This is a genomic window from Blautia hansenii, from assembly GCF_013304445.1.
Classification (GTDB): domain Bacteria; phylum Bacillota; class Clostridia; order Lachnospirales; family Lachnospiraceae; genus Blautia.
This window is the reverse complement of the sequence record NZ_JAAITA010000005.1, coordinates 42,389-61,319: the sequence shown is the minus strand read 5'-3', so window position 1 is coordinate 61,319 and position 18,931 is coordinate 42,389. Positions and strand designations below refer to the sequence as shown.

Annotated in this window: 17 protein-coding genes and 2 pseudogenes; 13 read left to right on the top strand and 6 right to left on the bottom strand. The window is 45.2% G+C overall.

The window, feature by feature from the left end; genetic code table 11:
* Positions 1–11 precede the first annotated feature (11 nt).
* From G5A70_RS06055 to asnB, 8 genes are all read left to right on the top strand, one after another.
* Positions 12–2,315: an ABC transporter substrate-binding protein gene (locus G5A70_RS06055; protein ID WP_173748781.1), complete on the top strand. Its 2,304-nt coding sequence runs from the start codon at positions 12–14 to the stop codon at positions 2,313–2,315.
* Positions 2,257–3,159 (top strand): carbohydrate ABC transporter permease, encoded by a 903-nt coding sequence (locus tag G5A70_RS06050; protein ID WP_173748780.1) that lies wholly within the window; start codon positions 2,257–2,259, stop codon positions 3,157–3,159. Before G5A70_RS06055 ends, G5A70_RS06050 begins: the two co-directional genes overlap by 59 nt.
* The gene (locus tag G5A70_RS06045) at positions 3,156–4,001 is read left to right on the top strand and encodes a carbohydrate ABC transporter permease (protein WP_226853637.1); all 846 of its coding nucleotides are present in this window, start codon (positions 3,156–3,158) and stop codon (positions 3,999–4,001) included. Before G5A70_RS06050 ends, G5A70_RS06045 begins: the two co-directional genes overlap by 4 nt.
* Positions 4,002–4,005: 4 nt before the next feature.
* Positions 4,006–5,517 (top strand): hypothetical protein, encoded by a 1,512-nt coding sequence (locus G5A70_RS06040; protein WP_226853639.1) that lies wholly within the window; start codon positions 4,006–4,008, stop codon positions 5,515–5,517.
* Positions 5,514–6,524 (top strand): ABC transporter permease, encoded by a 1,011-nt coding sequence (locus G5A70_RS06035; RefSeq protein ID WP_173748778.1) that lies wholly within the window; start codon positions 5,514–5,516, stop codon positions 6,522–6,524. The genes G5A70_RS06040 and G5A70_RS06035 overlap by 4 nt, the downstream gene beginning before the upstream one ends.
* A 127-nt stretch (positions 6,525–6,651) precedes the next feature.
* Complete coding sequence (locus G5A70_RS06030; protein WP_226853641.1) at positions 6,652–7,521, top strand: dipicolinate synthase subunit DpsA; 870 nt, start codon at positions 6,652–6,654, stop codon at positions 7,519–7,521.
* 27 nt (positions 7,522–7,548) lie between these two features.
* Positions 7,549–8,127, top strand: coding sequence for a dipicolinate synthase subunit B (locus G5A70_RS06025; protein ID WP_173748777.1), 579 nt, complete (start codon positions 7,549–7,551; stop codon positions 8,125–8,127).
* Positions 8,128–8,138: 11 nt separating this feature from the next.
* The gene (asnB, locus tag G5A70_RS06020; protein ID WP_173748776.1) at positions 8,139–9,995 is read left to right on the top strand and encodes an asparagine synthase (glutamine-hydrolyzing); all 1,857 of its coding nucleotides are present in this window, start codon (positions 8,139–8,141) and stop codon (positions 9,993–9,995) included.
* A 39-nt stretch (positions 9,996–10,034) separates the two neighbouring features.
* On the opposite strand, the gene G5A70_RS15680 is transcribed toward asnB, so the two are convergent.
* From G5A70_RS15680 to G5A70_RS06010, 3 genes and pseudogenes are all read right to left on the bottom strand, one after another.
* On the bottom strand, positions 10,035–10,313 hold the full coding sequence (locus G5A70_RS15680; RefSeq protein WP_244092031.1) for a GHKL domain-containing protein: 279 nt from the start codon (positions 10,311–10,313) through the stop codon (positions 10,035–10,037).
* A 356-nt stretch (positions 10,314–10,669) separates the two neighbouring features.
* Positions 10,670–10,957: pseudogene (locus G5A70_RS15675) on the bottom strand (DUF4368 domain-containing protein); the annotation flags it as partial.
* A pseudogene (locus G5A70_RS06010) lies at positions 10,953–11,120 on the bottom strand (MobA/MobL family protein); the annotation flags it as partial. The pseudogenes G5A70_RS06010 and G5A70_RS15675, both read right to left, overlap by 5 nt.
* A gap of 447 nt (positions 11,121–11,567) precedes the next feature.
* Here G5A70_RS06010 and G5A70_RS06005 point away from each other — a divergent pair.
* From G5A70_RS06005 to G5A70_RS05985, 5 genes are all read left to right on the top strand, one after another.
* Positions 11,568–12,419: a tyrosine-type recombinase/integrase gene (locus G5A70_RS06005; protein WP_173748775.1), complete on the top strand. Its 852-nt coding sequence runs from the start codon at positions 11,568–11,570 to the stop codon at positions 12,417–12,419.
* On the top strand, positions 12,349–13,398 hold the full coding sequence (locus G5A70_RS06000; protein ID WP_330605546.1) for an IS91 family transposase: 1,050 nt from the start codon (positions 12,349–12,351) through the stop codon (positions 13,396–13,398). Before G5A70_RS06005 ends, G5A70_RS06000 begins: the two co-directional genes overlap by 71 nt.
* A gap of 138 nt (positions 13,399–13,536) precedes the next feature.
* On the top strand, positions 13,537–14,592 hold the full coding sequence (locus G5A70_RS05995) for a PD-(D/E)XK nuclease family transposase (RefSeq protein ID WP_173748774.1): 1,056 nt from the start codon (positions 13,537–13,539) through the stop codon (positions 14,590–14,592).
* 29 nt (positions 14,593–14,621) lie between these two features.
* Entirely contained in the window at positions 14,622–14,897 is a 276-nt protein-coding gene (locus G5A70_RS05990; protein WP_173748773.1) for a GNAT family N-acetyltransferase, read from the top strand.
* Between the two features lie 31 nt (positions 14,898–14,928).
* Positions 14,929–15,549, top strand: coding sequence for a YdcF family protein (locus G5A70_RS05985; RefSeq protein ID WP_173748772.1), 621 nt, complete (start codon positions 14,929–14,931; stop codon positions 15,547–15,549).
* 45 nt (positions 15,550–15,594) lie between these two features.
* Here G5A70_RS05985 and pflA read toward each other — a convergent pair whose 3' ends face one another.
* From pflA to pflB, 3 genes are read right to left on the bottom strand one after another with little or no spacing between them, the layout of a single operon-like run.
* On the bottom strand, positions 15,595–16,359 hold the full coding sequence (gene pflA, locus G5A70_RS05980; protein WP_173748771.1) for a pyruvate formate-lyase-activating protein: 765 nt from the start codon (positions 16,357–16,359) through the stop codon (positions 15,595–15,597).
* The gene (gene grcA3, locus G5A70_RS15870) at positions 16,346–16,588 is read right to left on the bottom strand and encodes an autonomous glycyl radical cofactor GrcA3 (RefSeq protein ID WP_173748770.1); all 243 of its coding nucleotides are present in this window, start codon (positions 16,586–16,588) and stop codon (positions 16,346–16,348) included. The genes pflA and grcA3 overlap by 14 nt, the downstream gene beginning before the upstream one ends.
* Before the next feature lie 49 nt (positions 16,589–16,637).
* The gene (gene pflB / locus G5A70_RS05970) at positions 16,638–18,713 is read right to left on the bottom strand and encodes a formate C-acetyltransferase (RefSeq protein WP_173748769.1); all 2,076 of its coding nucleotides are present in this window, start codon (positions 18,711–18,713) and stop codon (positions 16,638–16,640) included.
* Positions 18,714–18,931: the final 218 nt, after the last annotated feature.

Here is an 18,931-nt window from a genome sequence, read left to right as displayed (position 1 = left end):
GAGATTGACAGATGAAATTCAAAAAAGCGCTTGCCCTTGCACTTTGCGGGGCAGTTACCCTTGGAATGCTGGGAGGATGTTCCCAGAAAGAAAAGAAAGACGGAAAAGATTCTGAAAAAGAAGCCAAAGGGGGTTATGTGGAAGAGGAAATGGAAGGCCCCTGGGGAGAGAAGGAATCCTATCTTGGAAGTTATCTGAATGAGGATGGGAAACTGGAGGTCTATACCCAAACGGGAGAGGTCAGCCCGCAGGTATTTTCTTATACACATCAGGGCGGCAGCGACTGGGAAAAAAAGGAAGAAAACTGGGTGGAGGAGAAAATCAACGACAGTACCTATGTGTACTATCTCCTTCAGGGAGCCGATAAAAATCTCTACCTTATGACCTGTGGAATCACCGATACCTCTGAGTCTGGTGTGACTACTACAGAGGAGGGAGAAATCAGTCTTCCGCCCCAGCCCTGGTATCTTTACCGTCACACCCAGGAGGGAGAGACCCAGGAAATTCCGGTGGAGTGCCTGGATATGGAATACCAACAGCAAAACGGCGGTTTTGCCCCGTATTATCTGGGAGCCGCACAAAACGGTGATATTGCTCTGGTAGGAGTGGCATCCTCTAACATTGTCTTATATGATGGAACCACGGGAAAGGAAAAATACACCTTGCCCAGTCATCAGATAGTCACCAACAATGACGGTATGATAAACATTACCGGGAATACCATTGCAACCATCAGTGAAGACCAGAAAAATCTTCTTCTGTATGACGGGACTACAGGAAAAGAAACGGGAAAAATCAAGGTGGAAAATATGGAGGCAGGAACCGGATTTCTGGCTGCTACAGGGGATGGAACTTATTATATTGCAACGGAAAAAGGAATTTCTGTATATAAGGAGAATGGCAGTATCGGCGAACAGATTTATGATGGCAGCCGGGGAAATATGGGAGAAATGAAAAATAGTCTGACAATGAAAAATTTCATGGCAGGCGGTGAAAAGAATTTCTATGCAGCTTATGACAATTATCAGACCGGAACTTTTCACATCTGCCATTATTATTACAATGCTGCCACAAGCACCAAGACAGAGAAAACCCTGTCCCTGTACGGGCTTTATGAAAGCCGTATGGTGGAAGCAGCCGTAAGGGCTTTTGAGAAGAAACATCCGGAAGTAGATGTGGATTATCAATATGCCCTGAAGCAGGATGCAGAAGGAAAACCGGAGGATTATATTGATGCACTGAATACCAGTCTTTTGAATAAGGAAGGGGCCGACGTGCTTTTCCTGGATGACCTGCCTGTAGATTCTTATATTGAAAAAGGAATTCTGGAGGATTTAACCGATTTGGCGGACAAAGGCGAGAATGATAACACACTGTTAAAGGGAATTGTGGACGGCGCAAAAAAGGACGGGAAAAATTATGAAATACCGGCGTCCTTCCGTCTTCCGGTATTTTATGGTACAAAAGAAGCCATGGCAAGACTGGACAGCCTGGATTCCGTAAAGAAATTTTTACAGGAACAGCCTGAAGGAAAAATCATAGGAGCCGCGTCTTACGGACAAATGGCATACCTTTTGTTTGCGTCAAATTATGAAGAACTTCGTCAGGAAGACGGCAGCTTTTCGGAAGAAAAGATACAGGAATTATTGGAAATGTCTAAGCAGCTTGTGGACAACAATCCATCCGAAGATATGGAAGAGAGCTGGGGAAGTTACTTTAAAGGCCGCATTTTATCCGGAAATACCATGTCTGCATTTTCCGGTATCGGTATGCTGGAGTTGTATGAGGAAACAGATATTGCAGGTGTGGACGATTTGACCGGATTGGCAGAAATTTCTCTGCTGTGTGATATTTTGAAAAAGCAGCCGGAACTTTCTGTAGAGAATCCCCATAATATGTACCTGTCCATGAATCGTATGGGTATCAATGCTTCTTCCAGGGAGAAGGAACTGGCAGAAGAATTTATACAGACTATGTTAAGCGATGAGATTCAGCAGCAGGAGTTCGTGGAGGGACTTCCGGTTCGTACGGAAAGTTTGGAGAAACAGGCCGATATTGCAGAAAAATCCGGACAGGAGGAGATGTTCAGCATCAGCTATGGCGGAGGAGAAACGCATTCCTACGGCTATCCGTCCAGAGAACAGCTGGAGCCGATTCTAGCCCTGGCGAAAAAGGCAGAGACGCCTCTGGTTATTGACCTGTCTGTAAGAGAAACATTTATCGACTGTGCAGAACAGTATTTTGGAGGAAGTATCAGTGCAGAAGAAGCAGCGCAGACTTTGGGTGAAAAAATGCAGCTTTACCTTTCCGAATAAAAGGGAAAAGTTGATTCCCTGGATTTTGCTGGCCCCCAGTCTTACGGGAGTGAGTGTGTTTATTCTGATTCCCTTTGCCGATGTGGTACGGAGGTCTTTTTTGCAGGCAGTAGGCGGCAGATTTGTGGGTTTGGAAAATTATAAAAATGTTCTGGAAAATACTGCTTTTCGGTTGGCAGCGGGGAATACGGTCAGATTTCTGGCCGTGTGCCTCCCTCTGCTTCTGGGACTTTCTCTGCTTTTTGGAATTTTGCTTTTGCAGGCAGGGAAGAGAAGCAGTCTTTTAAAGTCCGGATTTTTGCTGCCCATGGCGGTGCCGGCCGGGTCTGTGGTGTTGTTCTGGCAGCTGTTTTTTGATAAAAACGGAATTTTAAACGAAGCGCTGCAGCATTTTGGCGGCAAAGGAGTGGATTATATGAATACGCCAAAAGCTTTTGGCGTACTGGTGGCGGTTTATCTGTGGAAAAATCTGGGATATGACATGATTTTGTGGCTTTCCGGTCTTATGGGGATTCCCGACAGCCTTTATGAGGCAGCGAAAATGGATGGGGCAGGGGGCTGGAAATGCTTTCTTCATATTACCTGCCCCCTGCTGCTTCCCACAGCCTTTCTGACCGGTATTTTATCTCTGGTCAATGCCTTTAAGGTATTTCGGGAAGCATGGATGATTGCGGGAAATTATCCTCATGACAGTATTTACATGCTGCAGAATTTGTTTAACAACTGGTTTTTGAAGCTGGATATGCAGAAAATGACAGCAGCGGCCGTAATGCTTGCAGTGGTTCTGGGGTGTATTCTCATCGGAAGCCAGAAAATAGAAGAGAAATGGGGGCAGGGAATGTGAGAAGAAAGAAAGCCGTGATTTGGATACTGATCACCCTGTTTGTTCTGGCTCTGATTTTTCCCGTTCTGCTTTTGACGGCAGGCTCTTTTATGGGAACGGAAGAATTGAGAGAAAGCTATGGCAGTGTCCTTTATGGGGACTCCGGAAATTTGCAGTGGAAACTGTTTCCTCTGTATCCTACCTTAAAAGCCTATCTGCAGCTTCTCTTAGACAGTCCGGATTTCTTTGTGATGTTTTGGAATTCCTGCAGGCAGGTGTTTCCCATACTGGGCGGACAACTGCTTTTAGGACTGCCTGCAGCCTGGGCACTGGGCAGATTCCGGTTTCGGGGAAGAAAGATGATTCTTTATCTGTATATGATTCTGATGATTCTGCCTTTTCAGGTAACCATGGTGTCCGGTTATACGGTGCTGTCTTTTCTGCGTGTACTGGATACCCACTGGTCTGTCATACTGCCGGGCATTTTCTCTACTTTCCCGGTATTTCTTATGACAAAATTTTTTCAGCAGATACCGGACACCCTTTTAGAGGCGGCAAAGGTGGACGGTGCAGGAGTGGCAGCCTCCTTTTTTTACATTGGTCTGCCCCTGGGAATTCCGGGCGTGGTATCTTCTCTGATTCTGAATTTTCTGGAATACTGGAATGCCATTGAGGCGCCTATGACATTTTTAAAGAACAAGAGCCTGTTTCCCGTTTCCCTGTATCTGTCTAATATCACAATTCATGATATGGGGACCGCTTTTGCGGCTTCCATTTTAATTATGGCGCCGTCGGTGTTTTTATTTGCCTGCGGGCAGAATTATCTGGAGCAGGGAATTCTTGCGTCAGGACTAAAGGAGTAAGAGCATGAAGAGAGAGAAAGTCAATAAAAAACAACTGGCAGCAGCAGCGTTTGCTGTATTTTTCCTGATTATGGCGGTCTGTACGGCGGTTTCCAGAGCCGCAGCCTCTATGGTAGTGCCGAAAGTCACTACCGGAAAAGTACAGGAAGGAAAGCTGAGCATTCTCATACAGGGAAAAGGAACGGTGGAGACCAGAGAAGAAAGCCTGCTTTCCCTTCAGACAGGACTGCGTGTAGAAAAAATTCTTCAGACAGGCACGGTGGTGAAAAAGGGAGATGTTTTGCTGCAGTATGATCAGAACTATCTGCAGGAAAGGATAGAAGAGAAACAGGCAGAAATCAAAAAGCTGGAACTGGCGGTAGAACAGGCAAAACTTACGGGACAGCCTCAAGCCAGAGTGGAGGCCGCCGAGAGCGCACAGCGGGATGTACAGCTTTCAGAGGATAATTATGCAAAAGCGTGGGAGGATTACAATGCAGCAGCGGAAGCTTATGAGACAGGCGCCGCCGGGCAGCAGCAGAATTTAGACCAGGAGCTGCAGGCAGCAGAGGAAGAAAAAGAGCGTGTACTGCAGCAGGCACAGGAACTGGAAGCTGCAGGAGAGGCAGAGGAAGCAGAAAAGCTGCGTCAGCAGGCAGAGGAGAATGCAGAGCAGAGAAAGGCACAGGCCCAGTCTGCTTATGACAGTGCCATTCAGGAACTGGAACTTCAGAAAAGCCAGGCCGAGGAAAGTCTGCAGGCTCAGGATTCGGCCAGAGCTCAGGCGTATAATGCCTATGAAAGTGCAAAAGAGCAGGATGCGGCTGCGGCAGAAAATGATAAGAAGACAGCAGAGGCAGGCAGCTACACCACACAGTCTGCCCAGGTGGATTTAGAATTGGCAAAAAAGGAACTGGAAAAGCTGCAGAAGGTACAGTCAGAAAACGGAGAGGTGAAAGCCCCGGAGGACGGGGTCTTAAAAAGCAGTACCATAGCAGCCGGTGGGGTGACAGACGATACGGCATCTCTGATGTTTGGCTGGGGCGGATACCGGGTCAAAGGCAATCTGACAGCAGAAGACCTGTCTAAGGCAGAGACCGGAGATGAGGTAAAAATTATGGTTCCCGGGCAGGGGAAAACTTTGAAAAAGAATATTGGAGAAATCTCCGGAAATACCAATCAGCAGGGGGAGGGTCAGACTGCAGCAGGAGTGTTTTATGCGGAAATGGAGGAAAAGGAGGCTGTGTATGGAAGCGAAATTTCCTATGAAATCAGCAGACAGACAGATTCTTCCTATAAGCAGGTGATTCCTCTTTCAGCCGTAAGAAAGGATTCTGACGGAACGTTCTGTCTGGTGGCAGAAGAGGAGAAAACCGTACTGGGAAATGAATACAGGGCAAAACGGGTAGCTGTGACTGTGGTGGAAAAAGACAGTACCAGCGCAGCGATTACCTCCTCTCTCGGGCAGGAGGATAAAATTATTACAGGCAGCAGCAAGGACATTGCTCCGGAAGATAAGGTGAGGCTGGAAGAATGAAAAAAATATGGATAAGAGCAGGGGTAGGTTTTCTCAGCTTGGCGCTTTGGTGCCTCTCTTTCTTTTTCTATAAAAAGACGGAGGAACAGGCGGGCAGCTTTAACGGTTATTACGATATGCCGGTTCTTACAGAGGCAGAGTTGTCTGCCTTTCTCTCCCAGGCGGAACAGCCGGATCAACTGCCGCAGATAACGGGCTGGTCAAAGGAAGATAAGATTCCCATAAAGGGAGAGGTGCGGGAGGCCGTTTCGGGAACTTTGTGGAAAATCGCAGGAAGTATGGAAATGTTTTTTGCGGGACAGCTGAAGGAGGGAAATTATCCCTGGGAAGAAGATGAGGAAGGCTGTCTGATTAGCAGCGGTCTGGCAGAAAAGCTTTTCGGAACAGAGCGTATACAAGGCAATCAAGTGCAGATTTTTGGGAAAACCTACATTGTCCGCGGCTGCATAAAAAGCAGAGACTCTTTTGCTGCTGTCTTTGCAGAAACAGAAGACGGGCTGGAGGGAATTTCTTTGCAGTATACAGACCACAGGCAGCCCGGCTCTTTGGCAGAGAGTCTTTTGACTCAGATAACGGGCAGTGCGCCGGATGGATTCTGGGAAGGAAATCTTTACAGTAGTCTGGCCAGAGTTTTGGCAGCGCTTCCGGTGTGGGGCTTTGTCCTGGTCTGCTTTGGCAGAGGATACCGGCAGACAAACAGATGTGCAGTTTTTGCCTTTCGCCTTTTCATCAAGCTTGTGGCGGCCGCTGCATTTTGTTTTCTGTTTGCGGCAGGGCTGTGGATGACGCTTCGGTTTTCCGGAGATTATCTGCCGTCTATGTGGTCTGATATGGATTTCTTCCCAAGACTGATGCAGGAAAAGCAGCAGGCTTTTGACAAAGTGCAGAAGTTTGTTCGCTGTCCGAAGGATGCCAATATGCTGGAAAACCTTAGAAGGACTGCAATGGCGGCTGTGGGCGGTATCATGGCTGAAAGTATTTTTCTGGCGGAAAAAAGGAAAAAATAGAGAAAAGAGACCTTTTCGTCTGTGTTTTGGAAAGAAATATTCCGGGCAGCAGGCGGAGAGGTTTTTCTTTTTGGAAAGACAGTTTCCATTGGCTCTGTTTTGCATACCATATAAGAAAAAGGTTTAAGTGAAAAAATTGAAGAAAAGTTTCTATAGATTTGCGGTTCTGGGCGGAGATATGCGTCAGGTGTATCTGGCAGATATTCTGGAGGAAAAGGGACAGGAGGTAAAACGCTATGGCTTAGAGACGGAAACGGAGTCCTCTGCCAGTCTGAAAGAGGTATTGGAAACTGCGGATGTCATTGCGGCGCCGGTTCCTTTTTTGAAAAAGGATGTGGTTTTCTGCAAAAATCCCCAGGAAAAGTTTCAGACAGAGCTTCAGAGAGAAAATATCCTGAAGCTGGTGCGGCCAGGCAGTGTGCTGTTTGCCGGAGGAATCCCTGCAGAGTATGAGAAAAAGGCGGCAAAGAAGGGCATTGTCTGTGTGGATTATTTAAAAGATGAATACACGGCAATGGAGAACACGGTTGCGGCTGCAGAAGGGCTTCTTGCGGAAGCCATTTGCCGCAGTTCCAGGAATCTTTTTGGAAGTTCCTGTCTGGTGCTGGGATATGGAAGATGTGGAAGCACACTGGTATCTTATCTGAAAAAATTTTCCTGCCATGTGACAGTGGCAGAAAAGGAGGAAAAGGTCAGAGCCAGGGCAGGGCTTTTGGCAGACCGGGTGATAGCGCCCTCTAAGCTGCCCCTTTATTTGGGGTCTGTGCAGTATATTTTTAATACGGCTCCTGCTATGGTGCTGCCCAGAGCATTGTTGGAATATGTGTCTGCAGATGCGCTGATTCTGGATATGGCGTCTGCGCCGGGAGGGGTGGATTATCAGGCCGCGGAAGAGAAGAAACTGCAGGCTGTGCTGCTGCCGGGGCTGCCGGGGCGGTATGCGCCGTATTCTTCGGCTGAAATTCTGGCAAAATTCATCTTTCGATATATGGAGTAAAAGAAAAGATTTGGGAAGGAGTTTATCATGAATTTAAAGGGAAAGAAAATCGGAGTGGCTTTTACAGGCTCGTTCTGTACCTATGAAAAAGCCTTTTTGGCATTGGAAAAGCTGGTGGGGGAAGGGGCAAAGGTACAGCCCATTTTTTCGGAGGCGGCAAAGAGCATTGACAGCCGTTTCGGAAATGCAGAGGATTTTGTAAAAAGGGCAGAACAGATTACAGGAGAAAAGATTATGGGAACCATTGCACAGGCGGAGCCCATTGGCCCGCAAAGCCTTCTGGATTTGCTGATTATTCTCCCCTGCACGGGAAATACCATTGCAAAACTGGCAAACGGGATTACCGATACTCCGGTTTTAATGGCGGCAAAAGCCCATCTGCGGAATGAAAAGCCGCTGCTGCTGTCTATTTCCACCAACGATGCTCTGGGAATGAATATGAAAAATATCGGGTTGCTTTTGAATGCCAAGCATGTCTTTTTCGTGCCTTTCGGACAGGACAATGCACAGAAAAAGCCGAATTCCATGGTAGCCCATACAGGGCTTTTGGTACCGGCGGCAGAAGCTGCTCTGGAAGGAAAACAATATCAGCCGATTATTCAGTAGGGAGGAAAACTATGTGTGGAATTGCAGGATTTAGCAGTTACGAAGAAGACTATGGCATATGCCGGGGAAAATGGGAGGAAATCCTGGAAACCATGAATCAGGTGCAGAAACGAAGAGGACCTGACGAAGACGGAATTTTTCTGGATGCTCACTGTGGCATGGCTCATGTGCGTCTGTGTATCTTGGATTTAAAGAGAGGGCAGCAGCCCATGTCCCGGCACAGCCAGGGACGAACCTGTACCATTTGCTTCAACGGAGAAATTTACAATATGAAAGCACTGCGAAAAGAATTGGAGGCAGAAGGAGCAATTTTTCAGTCAGACAGTGATACAGAGGTGTTTCTGGTGGGCTATATGCTTCATGGGGAAAACTTTGTAAAGCGGATAAACGGCGTTTTTGGAGCGGCTCTTTGGGATTCGGATAAGGAAACTCTTTTTCTTTTCCGGGACAGAGCAGGGGTAAAGCCGCTTTTCTACACAAAATACAGAGAAACCCTGGTTTATGCCTCGGAATTAAAGGGAATTCTGGCCTATCCCGGCATGGAAGCCGTGGCAGATGCGGATACGCTGTGTGAAATTTTTGCCCTGGGGCCGGCAAAAACATACGGAAAAGGAGTTTTGAAAGACATTTATGAGGTTCTGCCGGGCCATTATCTGGTTTTTTATAAGGGGAAAATAAGGGATATCTGCTATTGGAAGCTGGAAAGCCATGTACAGGAAGCGTCTTTTGAAGAAACTGTGGAAAAGACCTCATGGCTTATAGAGGATGCGGTAAAACTGCAGATGTTGTCGGATGTGCCTGTCAGCACCTTTTTGTCCGGAGGGGTAGACAGCAGCCTTGTGACGGCAATCTGTGCCAAAGAGCTGAAAAAACAGGGAAAAACTCTGCGCACCTTTTCTTTTGATTTTGAGGGAAACCGGAAATATTTTAAAGCCAATCGTTTTCAGCCCAGCCAGGATCGTCCCTGGGTTGAGAAAATGGTGAAGTTCTGTCAAAGTGAGCATACGTTCCTGGAGTGTGACAATATACAGCTGTTGGATTATCTCTACAAGGCCGTAGATGCCAGGGATTTGCCCTGTATGGCAGATGTGGAGTCTTCCATGCTGTACTTTTGCTCCAAGGTAGCAGAGAAAAACAAAGTAGCCCTTACCGGAGAATGTGCCGATGAAATTTTCGGAGGATATCCCTGGTTTCACAATCCAAAAGCGTTTGAAACCCAGGACTTTCCCTGGTCTTCGGATATGAAGGTACGGCAGACACTCTTATCAGAAGAGTGGATACACATGCTGCCTATGGAAGAATATGCACACAGCGCCTACGAGAAGACCATAAAAGAGACTCCGCTTTTGGAAGGGGAGACAGGTACGGAAAAGAGAAGAAGAGAGATTGCCTATCTGAACCTGAAATGGTTTATGGCTACGCTTCTGGACAGAATGGACCGAACCGGAATGTACTGTGGTCTGGAGGCCAGAGTTCCTTTTGCAGACCACCGGATTATAGAATATGTGTGGAATGTGCCGTGGGAAATGAAATGCCGGGACGGTGTGGTAAAAGGATTGCTGCGCCATGCAGGGGCAGGAAAGCTGCCGAAAGAAGTACTGTGGAGAAAGAAAAGCCCGTACCCCAAAACTTACCATCCCGAATACGAAAAAATGCTTGGCGACAGGCTGCGTGAGGTGCTGGCAGACTCCAATGCCCCTGTGGGACAGTTTCTGGATAAGGGGAAAGTGGAACGCTTTCTTGCAAGTCCTTCGGATTATGGGAAACCCTGGTACGGACAGCTTATGGCAGGACCGCAGATGCTGGCTTATATGCTGCAGGTGAATGACTGGCTGGAAAAATACAAGGTAAGAATTTCACTGCGGTAATAAAACCTGACTGCGGGCTGCTTTTGGTATTTATGCTCTTTACTGCTTCAAGGTTATAATCGTATGAAAAGTAGCAGTGGTGTCATCATAATACATCCGTAGATTGCCCTGATACTGCTCTACTACTTTTCGAATACTTTTGATTCCAAAGCCATGTCTTCCTTTGCCGGATTTATGCGAAACGGGAAATCCGTTTTGGTCAAAATCCGGCATACTTCTGCATGAATTTACAAGGACAATTACAACAAAAGGAGTGTTCTCTTTCTTTTGAACCATAAGGTCAATAAAAGAATCCGGGATGTGTTCCGCAGCTTCCATTGCATTTTCCAGCAAGTTGCAGAACAGGGAGGTCAGGTCATTCTGGTGCAGATGGTGGAGCAGATTCTTGCTGTTTCCTTTAAATCAGAAGCATCCATAAGCTGGAGGATATAAGCATCTATTTTCTCACTTTCCCCCTTTTCATTTAGTAGTTTGATGGACTGCAGGTGCTTTTTGATATCATGAATTAAAATACTCCGGTTTTCATTTTGAGACAGCAGCATTTTATAATATTCAGCAGAATCGGATTCTTTTTGAAGCAACAACTGCATTTCTGTAAATTCACGGCTTTTTTTCTGATTATATTGTGTAATTCCAAATACCAGTAGGTTTATTAATAGAAGAAGAACTGCACTGATTTCTTTGATTAAGCGGTTGAGGGTGGCTGCGTTCAGCTCTGTGATGTTGGCGTATTCCTGAATGGCTTCCACCCATTGTTTTGCGTCATTGGCAAGCTGGACTTCATCGGACAGCCGCTTTCTGCCCTCGGATACTCTTGTTTTAAGCTCCGTCTGCTCGGTCTGTGTCTTTTCCAGTATGGTATTGAAATTCTGCTCACTGATACGCCCTGCAATCATATCCTCATAAAGCCGCATGACCATTTTGTCCAGAACCTCAATCCGTTCCTCGTCCCTTGTAAGGGAGCAGGATTTCATTGTGGACGATACCACGCTTTTCCGGGTAGTGCTTCACTTGCTGGTCATATTCACAGAACAGTTTTTCGCCGCTCTGGTAAGCAGCGGCGGCAACCGCAGACTGCTGTTGGCTTCGCTGCACAATAGAGATTTCGTTGTGTGGACAGGGCATTTCGTGTTTCTCCTTTCGGTAATTAGTAGATGGGGTGGCGTTTTACCACCTCATTTTGGGCAGAAAAAAAGCAGGAGACCTTTTTCAGATTTCCTGCTTGGTGTGCCGCTGTGTGGGCGACGGGTATTTGGTTGTAAGTTCGGGGCAAGTTGACCCGATGTGTGTGGAATAGCAAACTGGAATTGAACAAAATCGCTGCGCGATGGCCTGCCAAGGCTGTGGCATAGCGATTTTCTGTTTTCTATAATAAAAAACAGTGGAAAGCAAGTCCTAAAAGTAGTATTGTTAAATCACCACAAAATAACAATCAAACAGGATCGACCTTCCCACTGCCTATGAAAAGAATACCACCCTTCCGCTTGGTTGGCAAGCGGTTTTATGACCCAAATGCACCTCCGTGTAAAGCAGTGTTTTGATTACTACTGATTTTACATGGAGGATTTTATTATGTATGAAAAATATTTAGAACAGCTTGAGGAAGCCGGAAAAATCCGCAACCTCAAAGAACGTTCCATCAACTGCTATAAAAACTATGTTTCTTACTTCCTGAAATATCAAGCGAAGCACCCTGAAGAACTTACCTGCCAGGATGTCAGAAATTTTTTGCTTGCCAAAAAAGAGGAAGGACTAAGAGCCACAACTCTGAACCTTTATAATTCGGCTATCCGTTTTTTCTATCGGAATGTCCTGCATATCCTTTGGGATGATATCACAGTTCCACGTATGATTCTGGAACACAAGCTTCCGACCGTACTGACTGTTGATGAAATAGACCGTCTATTAGAAGCTGTTGATGATATCAAATATAGAGCCATGTTTGCAACGATGTATTCTTCCGGGATGCGGGTTTCTGAAGTGATCCACCTTCATTATGATGATATTTCCCGTTCAAATATGCAGATCCATGTCCGGGATACGAAGAACAGGATGGACCGCTATACAATTCTTTCTAAACGGTGTCTGGATATCCTTACACAATACTGGTTTGAGAAAGGACGTCCCCGTGGGATCCTGTTTCCTAATAAATTTACTGGTAATTACCTGACAGTCAGTACACTGGAGCAAGTGATGCGACGGGCAGTATCCGATGCTGAACTTCCAAAGAAAGCAACTCCACACTGTCTCCGTCATAGCTTTGCAACTCATCTGATGGAGCAGGGAGTAGAACGGCAGAATATTCAGGCACTGCTTGGACACCGTGACCCAAAATCCACGGAAGTTTATCTTCATGTCAGCAACAAATCTCTCATGGGAATCCAAAGTCCCTTTGACAGGAAAGAAGGTGCTGATTATGAATAAGCCCACCGTTCAGGATATTTTCCGGTGTTTTTATTCGGCATACCTTGAAAAGTATTCTTCTTCTCCGGAACAGGCAAAAGTTGCCCGGAACATCTTGAACTGCAAAACCGGAGCCTATGGTGCAAACGTCAGTGTATGTGAAGACTGTGGTGCTGTTCAGATTCACTATAATTCCTGCCGCAACCGTTGTTGTCCCATGTGTCAGGCTGTTCCAAAGGAAATGTGGATGGATGCCCGCAAAGAGGATGTGCTTGATGCACCCTACTTCCACTTGGTATTTACAGTTCCTGACATTCTGAATCCAATCATTTACAATAATCAGAAACTGTTATATGACACCCTGTATCATGCAGCTTCTGCTACAATCAGTGAACTGACTGCTGACCCAAAGCACCTTGGTGCTGATGTCGGCTATATCTGCATCCTGCATACATGGGGATCTGAAATGAACTTTCATCCCCATATCCATACAATACTGCTCGGCGGTGGTCTGACATCCAAAAACGAATGGAAAGACAACGGTACTGAGTTTTTTCTTCCTATATGGGCTATCTCCAAAGTCTTTCGTGGAAAATATATGGATGAGTTGAAAAATCTCTGGAATACGAATCAACTTAAGTTTCATGGAACTGCCGAAAAATACAGTAACCATTATGTGTTCAAAGAACTGATTGATTTCTGTTATGATGCGGAATGGATTCCTTATTGTAAGAAAACTTTTAACGGCGCACAGTCTGTGATTGACTACCTTGGAAAGTATACCCATAGGATTGCCATCAGCAATCACCGCATCATCTGTATGGACGATGAAAACGTTACTTTTTCTGTAAAAGATTACCGGAACAAAGGACAATGGAAAGAACTGACCCTTTCTGGTGTTGAATTTATGCGAGTCATAACAAAGAAGATATCATGCGAATCAGATAAACGGATTTCCTTTATGCGGAAAATAGTGCTTGTATCTGTAAAACAAAGATGATAACATATCTTTATACATCATTCATTCAGACTAAGAAAACTTATATCATCTTATGTCTAAACGTCTTTTTTCTATAGCTTCTTTTCTGAAGCGGTATTTCAAAAATGTAAAATAAAGCAAACAGGGAGGTAGATGTTTATGGACACTTTACTGAAAACGTATTTTCCAATCATCCGCACAAGAGAAGAAGTGCTGAACCTGATTGGGGAGAAAGAGAAACTGACAAATTTGTTTGAGAGCTGGAGCGAAGAACAGCAGGAGGAGTTTCTGGATTTTTGTACAGGAGTAAAGGGAGTAAAGATTCTGTATGATTCTTTTTTTAAAGAAATTTTCAATCCGGAATATCATGCAGAAAGACTGGAAGAGCTGTTAAGTCTTTTGCTGGAGACAAAAATCCGTATTAAACAAATTTTGCCCAATGATTCCGTTCGTCTGGCAGATGAATATACCCTGCTCATTACAGATATTGTAATAGAGACCGAGGATGGAAGAATTGCAAATTTGGAAATACAGAAGATAGGTTATGCTTTTCCTGGCCAGAGGACAGCGTGCTACTCCGCAGATTTGTTGCTCAGACAATACAAGAGAGTGAAGGACAGGAAGAGGAGCGAAAATAAAAAGTTTAATTACAGGGATTTAAAGAAAGTATATACAATTGTTTTATTTGAGAAAAGTACAAGAGAATTTCATGAGATTCCAGATAAGTATCTCCATTATGGGGAGCACATCTATGATACGGGACTAAAGCTGGAAACACTTCAGAAAAGTGTATTGGTAGCTCTTGACATTTTTCGGAAAAATATAGAAAATAGGTCTATAGAAAACAAACTGGAGGCTTGGCTGTTTTTACTCAGCAGCGATGAGCCGGAAAGAATCATGGAACTTTTGGAAAAGTATCCTGAGTTTCGTGAAATATATGAAGAAGTGTACCAGATGTGCAGAAATGTGGAGGGTATTATGAGTTTATTTTCAAAAGAACTGGAGGAAATGGACCGGAACACAGTGAGTTATATGATTGAAGAGTTGGAGGCAGAAGTAAAGGCAGCGGAGGAAAGGGCAGAACAGGAGAAACAGGAGAGAAAAGCAGCGGAGGAAAGAGCAAAGAAGGAAATGGAAGAACGGGAAAGGCAAATTGCAGAGCTTCAGGAAAAAATTAAACGTTTAGAATCCAGGAAGGATGAACAACAGGCATGAAAAAAACTTGCAAAAAGGAGAATGGAAATATGAATTTTATCGTGGAAGAAAATGCCATTTATTATATGGATGAAAACCGGGAAAAAAACGCAGAGGTAACATTTCCGAAACTGGATGAGCATACCGTGGAGATTAATCATACTTTTGTTTCTCCCTCTCTCCGGGGAACCGGTATAGCAGGGAAACTGATGCAGGCTGCGGCAGAAGAAATTTCCAGACAGGGGAAGAAGGCAGTGCTTACCTGTTCGTATGCAAAAGGCTGGTTTGCGCGTCATAAGGAATTTCAGCACATCATACAGGAATAAAAGAACGTTTGGAAAAGGAAGACAGAAACTTATGAAACATGCAGCATTTTTGAAGCAGATTACAGATTTTGTTTTTGTGGAGAATGAACCGGAAAAAGCGGATATTATTTTCATCCCCGGCAGCGGCTTTCCGCAGCTTGCAGAAGAGGCGGCACAGCTTTATAAGAAAGGTTTTGCGCCTTATATTCTTCCGTCCGGGCGTTATAGTATTACACAGGGACACTTTGGTGGTGTACAGGAAAAGGAAGCGCTTTATCCGGGAAAGTACCATACGGAATGGGAATTTCTCAGCCGTGTTTTGATAGAAAACGGGGTTCCCAAAGAAGCTGTTTTAAAGGAAGAAAAAGCCACGTATACCTATGAAAATGCGATTTATTCCAGAAAAGTAACAGACAAGGCTCGTCTGGAGATTCGGCAGGCCATTCTTTGCTGCAAGCCTTATCATGCCAGAAGAAGTCTTTTGTATTATCAGCTTTTGTACCCGGATACCCGTTTTCTGGTTTGTCCGGTAAAAGAAAGCAGTATCCGAAAGGACAACTGGTATCAGACTGAGCAGGGGACAAAGGTGGTTTTGGGAGAAATGGAACGCATTGGCATACAGTTTCATGAAATCATAGGGGAAATACGAAAAGAAGAGCCAATAGATAAATGAACCGGAAGACAGAGACGAATCCTCTGTTTTCCGGTTGAAAAGGCTTTAGGAGAGATGATTCTGGCTGCGGTATTTTCGGATACTTTGTAAAATGGTCTGCCGGGCTTTCTGTGCCAGTTCTTTTGAAAGATTTTCCATTCCCTGAAGAGGATAGGAAAGTCCCAGTTCTTTATACTTGATTTCTCCCATATTGTGATAAGGGAGCACTTCCAGACCTTTGACATTTTTATGCTCTGCAATGATTTTTCCGATGCCGTCCCATTCTTTTGGGGTATCGGTGTAGCCTTTGACCACTACATGACGGATAATTGCAGAAACCCCAGATTTGTCAGCAGCGTCGAGAAACTCCAGAACAGACTGCAGGGCTTGCCCGGTAAGGGTTTTATGGGTATCTGCCTGACTGTGTTTTAAATCCAGGAGAAGAAGGTCTGTAGAGGCAAAAAGCCGTCTGTACGCTTCGTCTTTTTCTTTCCGATAGAGAATTCCCGATGTATCCAGACAGGTATGAATCTTCCGTTTTTTTGCACCTTCAAAGAGGGCAATGAGAAAATCCAGCTGCATAAGAGGTTCCCCCCCTGTAGCTGTGATACCACCCTTGGAATAGAAGCCTTTATTTTTTTCATAGATATCCAGAATCTCATCTACGGTCATTGTCTGGCCCTTTTTCGGTGCCCAGGTATCCGGATTGTGGCAGTACAGGCACCGCATAGGGCAGCCCTGGAAAAACACCACAAGGCGTATTCCGGGACCGTCTATCGTGCCAAAGGTTTCCAGAGAATGGATATAACCGGTTTCTTTACATTCCATCATGGAAAGTTCTGGAAATAACCTCGTCCTGCTGTTCTTTTGTCAGCTTATTGAAGTTTACCGCATATCCGGATACACGAACAGTCAGCTGAGGATATTTTTCCGGGTGTTCCTGTGCATCTAAAAGAGTTTCTTTTGTAAATACATTTACATTTAAGTGGTGGCCGCCTTTTTCGGCATAACCGTCTAATAAACCTACAAGGTTGTCAATCTGAGCGTCACTGATATTCATAATTTCTACCTCCGTTAAATTTTTTATGAAAAGTTTTTGTCTTCAGAGATTAATCAAGCTGTGCATTAGGTTCGCAGCAGGCGCAATCCGGTTCCAGCTCGAAAGTAATGTCATCAAACAGGATAGCATCATCTTTTCCCAGCGCACCGGGGATAATGGAGAAGGTATTGGAAATACCGTCCTGTGCGTCCTTAAAAGGAAGCTTGGAAACAGAATTTAAAGAGGCCACAGCGCCGTGACGGTCTCTGTGGTGCATAGGGTTTGCACCCGGAGCAAAGGCCTGTCCCGCTTTTCTTCCATCCGGAGTAGAACCGGTTGCCTTTCCATATACCACATTGGAGGTAATGGTCAGGATAGAAGTTGTTGGAATTCCGTTTCGGTAAGTGTGATTTCCTTTGATATACTGCATAAACTGGTGCACGATATCGTATGCAATATCGTCTACACGGTCATCGTCGTTTCCGTATTTTGGGAAATCTCCTTCAATTTCGTAATCAATGGCAATACCGTTTTCGTCACGAATTGGTTTTACCTTGGCATACTTGATTGCGGAAAGAGAATCGGCAACAACGGAAAGTCCGGCAATTCCTGTGGCAAACCAACGGGTTACTTTTTTGTCGTGGAGAGCCATCTGCAGTCTTTCATAGCTGTATTTATCATGCATATAGTGGATGATATTTAAAGTGTTCACATATACGCAGGCCAGCCATTTCATCATATCCTGGAAACGTTCCATGACTTCCTCGTAGTCCAAATATTCGGAAGTGATGGGGCGGTATTTCGGTCCTACCTGTTTTTTGGAAATTTCGTCTACACCGCCGTTGATGGCGTAGAGCAGGCACTTGGCCAGGTTTGCTCTTGCACCGAAGAACTGCATTTCTTTTCCCACTTTCATGGAAGACACGCAGCAGGCAATTGCATAGTCATCTCCGTGTGTAACACGCATCAAGTCATCATTTTCATACTGGATGGAAGAAGATGCAATGGAAGTTTTTGCACAGAAACGTTTGAAGTTCTGCGGCAGTCTGGTGGACCAGAGTACGGTCAGGTTTGGTTCCGGCGCTGTGCCCAGATTTTCCAGTGTATGGAGATAACGGTAGGACATTTTGGTTACCATGTGGCGTCCGTCAATTCCCATACCGGCAATGGACTCGGTAACCCAGGTGGGGTCACCTGAGAAAAGGGCATTGTATTCCGGTGTTCTGGCAAATTTTACAAGGCGCAGCTTCATGATAAAGTGATCAATAAACTCCTGAATCTGTTCTTCTGTGAAAGTGCCGTTTTTCAAGTCTCTTTCTGCATAAATATCCAGGAAAGTAGAAGTACGTCCAAGGGACATGGCAGCGCCGTTCTGCTCTTTGATGGCAGCCAGATAGCCGAAATACAGCCACTGGATTGCTTCCTGGACATTCTGTGCCGGACGGGAAATATCGTAGCCGTAAATATGGCCAAGCTCTTTTAATTCCTTTAAAGCCTTAATCTGTTCGGAAAGTTCTTCTCTTTCTCTGGTTACATCAGAGTACATAATGGTTCTGGTGCTGTCCTTCTGATTCTGTTTGTCTTCAATCAGACGGTCTACGCCGTAAAGGGCCACACGTCTGTAATCACCAATAATGCGGCCTCTTCCGTATGCATCGGGAAGACCTGTGATGATGTGGCTGGAACGGCAGGCGCGCATTTCCGGTGTGTAGGCGTCGAAAACACCGTCGTTGTGTGTTTTGCGGTGTTTGGTGAAAAATTCTACCACTTCCGGGTCTACTTTATATCCATTGTCCTCGCAGGCTTTCATAGCCATGCGGATACCGCCGTATGGCTGCAGAGAACGTTTAAAAGGTTTGTCGGTCTGGAAGCCCACAATGGTTTCTTTTGCTTTGTCAAGATAACCGGGACCATGAGAAGTAATGGTGGAGATTACTTTGGTATCCATATCCAGGACACCGCCTTTTTCCCGCTCCTGCTTTGTTAAGTCCATAACCTGCTGCCATAAATCCTGTGTTGCCTGCGTCGGTCCCTGCAGGAAAGTATCATCTCCGTCATAAGGCACATAGTTCTTCTGGATAAAATCCCGAACATTGATTTCCTTTTCCCAGATGCCTCCCTGGAAAGACTCCCATTCTTTGAGCATAGTATAACCTCCTATATCTTGTAGTTAGTTGTAAATAACTTTTCTGTTATATGTGGATTCTATAATATTGGACTTAAAAAGTCAAGGTAATACCATGTTTATTATTCCATACAATCGGAAAAATATGAGCAAAAAAAGAATGCCGCATTTCGTGCACACCGGGAATATCTGCATATTCCGGATTGCTTTTCATGCGGCATTTTCATTGTTTTTCCAGT

What these genes read in the sequence shown, in the direction of transcription:
- asnB (WP_173748776.1), top strand. Translation starts at nt 8,139, where the DNA reads ATGTGTGGAATTGCAGGATTTAGCAGTTACGAAGAAGACTATGGCATA.
- G5A70_RS06055 (WP_173748781.1), top strand. Translation starts at nt 12, where the DNA reads ATGAAATTCAAAAAAGCGCTTGCCCTTGCACTTTGCGGGGCAGTTACC.
- G5A70_RS06035 (WP_173748778.1), top strand. Translation starts at nt 5,514, where the DNA reads ATGAAAAAAATATGGATAAGAGCAGGGGTAGGTTTTCTCAGCTTGGCG.
- pflB (WP_173748769.1), bottom strand. Translation starts at nt 18,713, where the DNA reads ATGCTCAAAGAATGGGAGTCTTTCCAGGGAGGCATCTGGGAAAAGGAA.
- G5A70_RS06005 (WP_173748775.1), top strand. Translation starts at nt 11,568, where the DNA reads ATGTATGAAAAATATTTAGAACAGCTTGAGGAAGCCGGAAAAATCCGC.
- G5A70_RS06000 (WP_330605546.1), top strand. Translation starts at nt 12,349, where the DNA reads ATGTCAGCAACAAATCTCTCATGGGAATCCAAAGTCCCTTTGACAGGA.
- G5A70_RS15680 (WP_244092031.1), bottom strand. Translation starts at nt 10,313, where the DNA reads ATGGAAGCTGCGGAACACATCCCGGATTCTTTTATTGACCTTATGGTT.
- G5A70_RS06025 (WP_173748777.1), top strand. Translation starts at nt 7,549, where the DNA reads ATGAATTTAAAGGGAAAGAAAATCGGAGTGGCTTTTACAGGCTCGTTC.
- G5A70_RS06040 (WP_226853639.1), top strand. Translation starts at nt 4,006, where the DNA reads ATGAAGAGAGAGAAAGTCAATAAAAAACAACTGGCAGCAGCAGCGTTT.
- pflA (WP_173748771.1), bottom strand. Translation starts at nt 16,359, where the DNA reads ATGATGGAATGTAAAGAAACCGGTTATATCCATTCTCTGGAAACCTTT.
- G5A70_RS05990 (WP_173748773.1), top strand. Translation starts at nt 14,622, where the DNA reads ATGAATTTTATCGTGGAAGAAAATGCCATTTATTATATGGATGAAAAC.
- G5A70_RS05995 (WP_173748774.1), top strand. Translation starts at nt 13,537, where the DNA reads ATGGACACTTTACTGAAAACGTATTTTCCAATCATCCGCACAAGAGAA.
- grcA3 (WP_173748770.1), bottom strand. Translation starts at nt 16,588, where the DNA reads ATGAATATCAGTGACGCTCAGATTGACAACCTTGTAGGTTTATTAGAC.
- G5A70_RS05985 (WP_173748772.1), top strand. Translation starts at nt 14,929, where the DNA reads ATGAAACATGCAGCATTTTTGAAGCAGATTACAGATTTTGTTTTTGTG.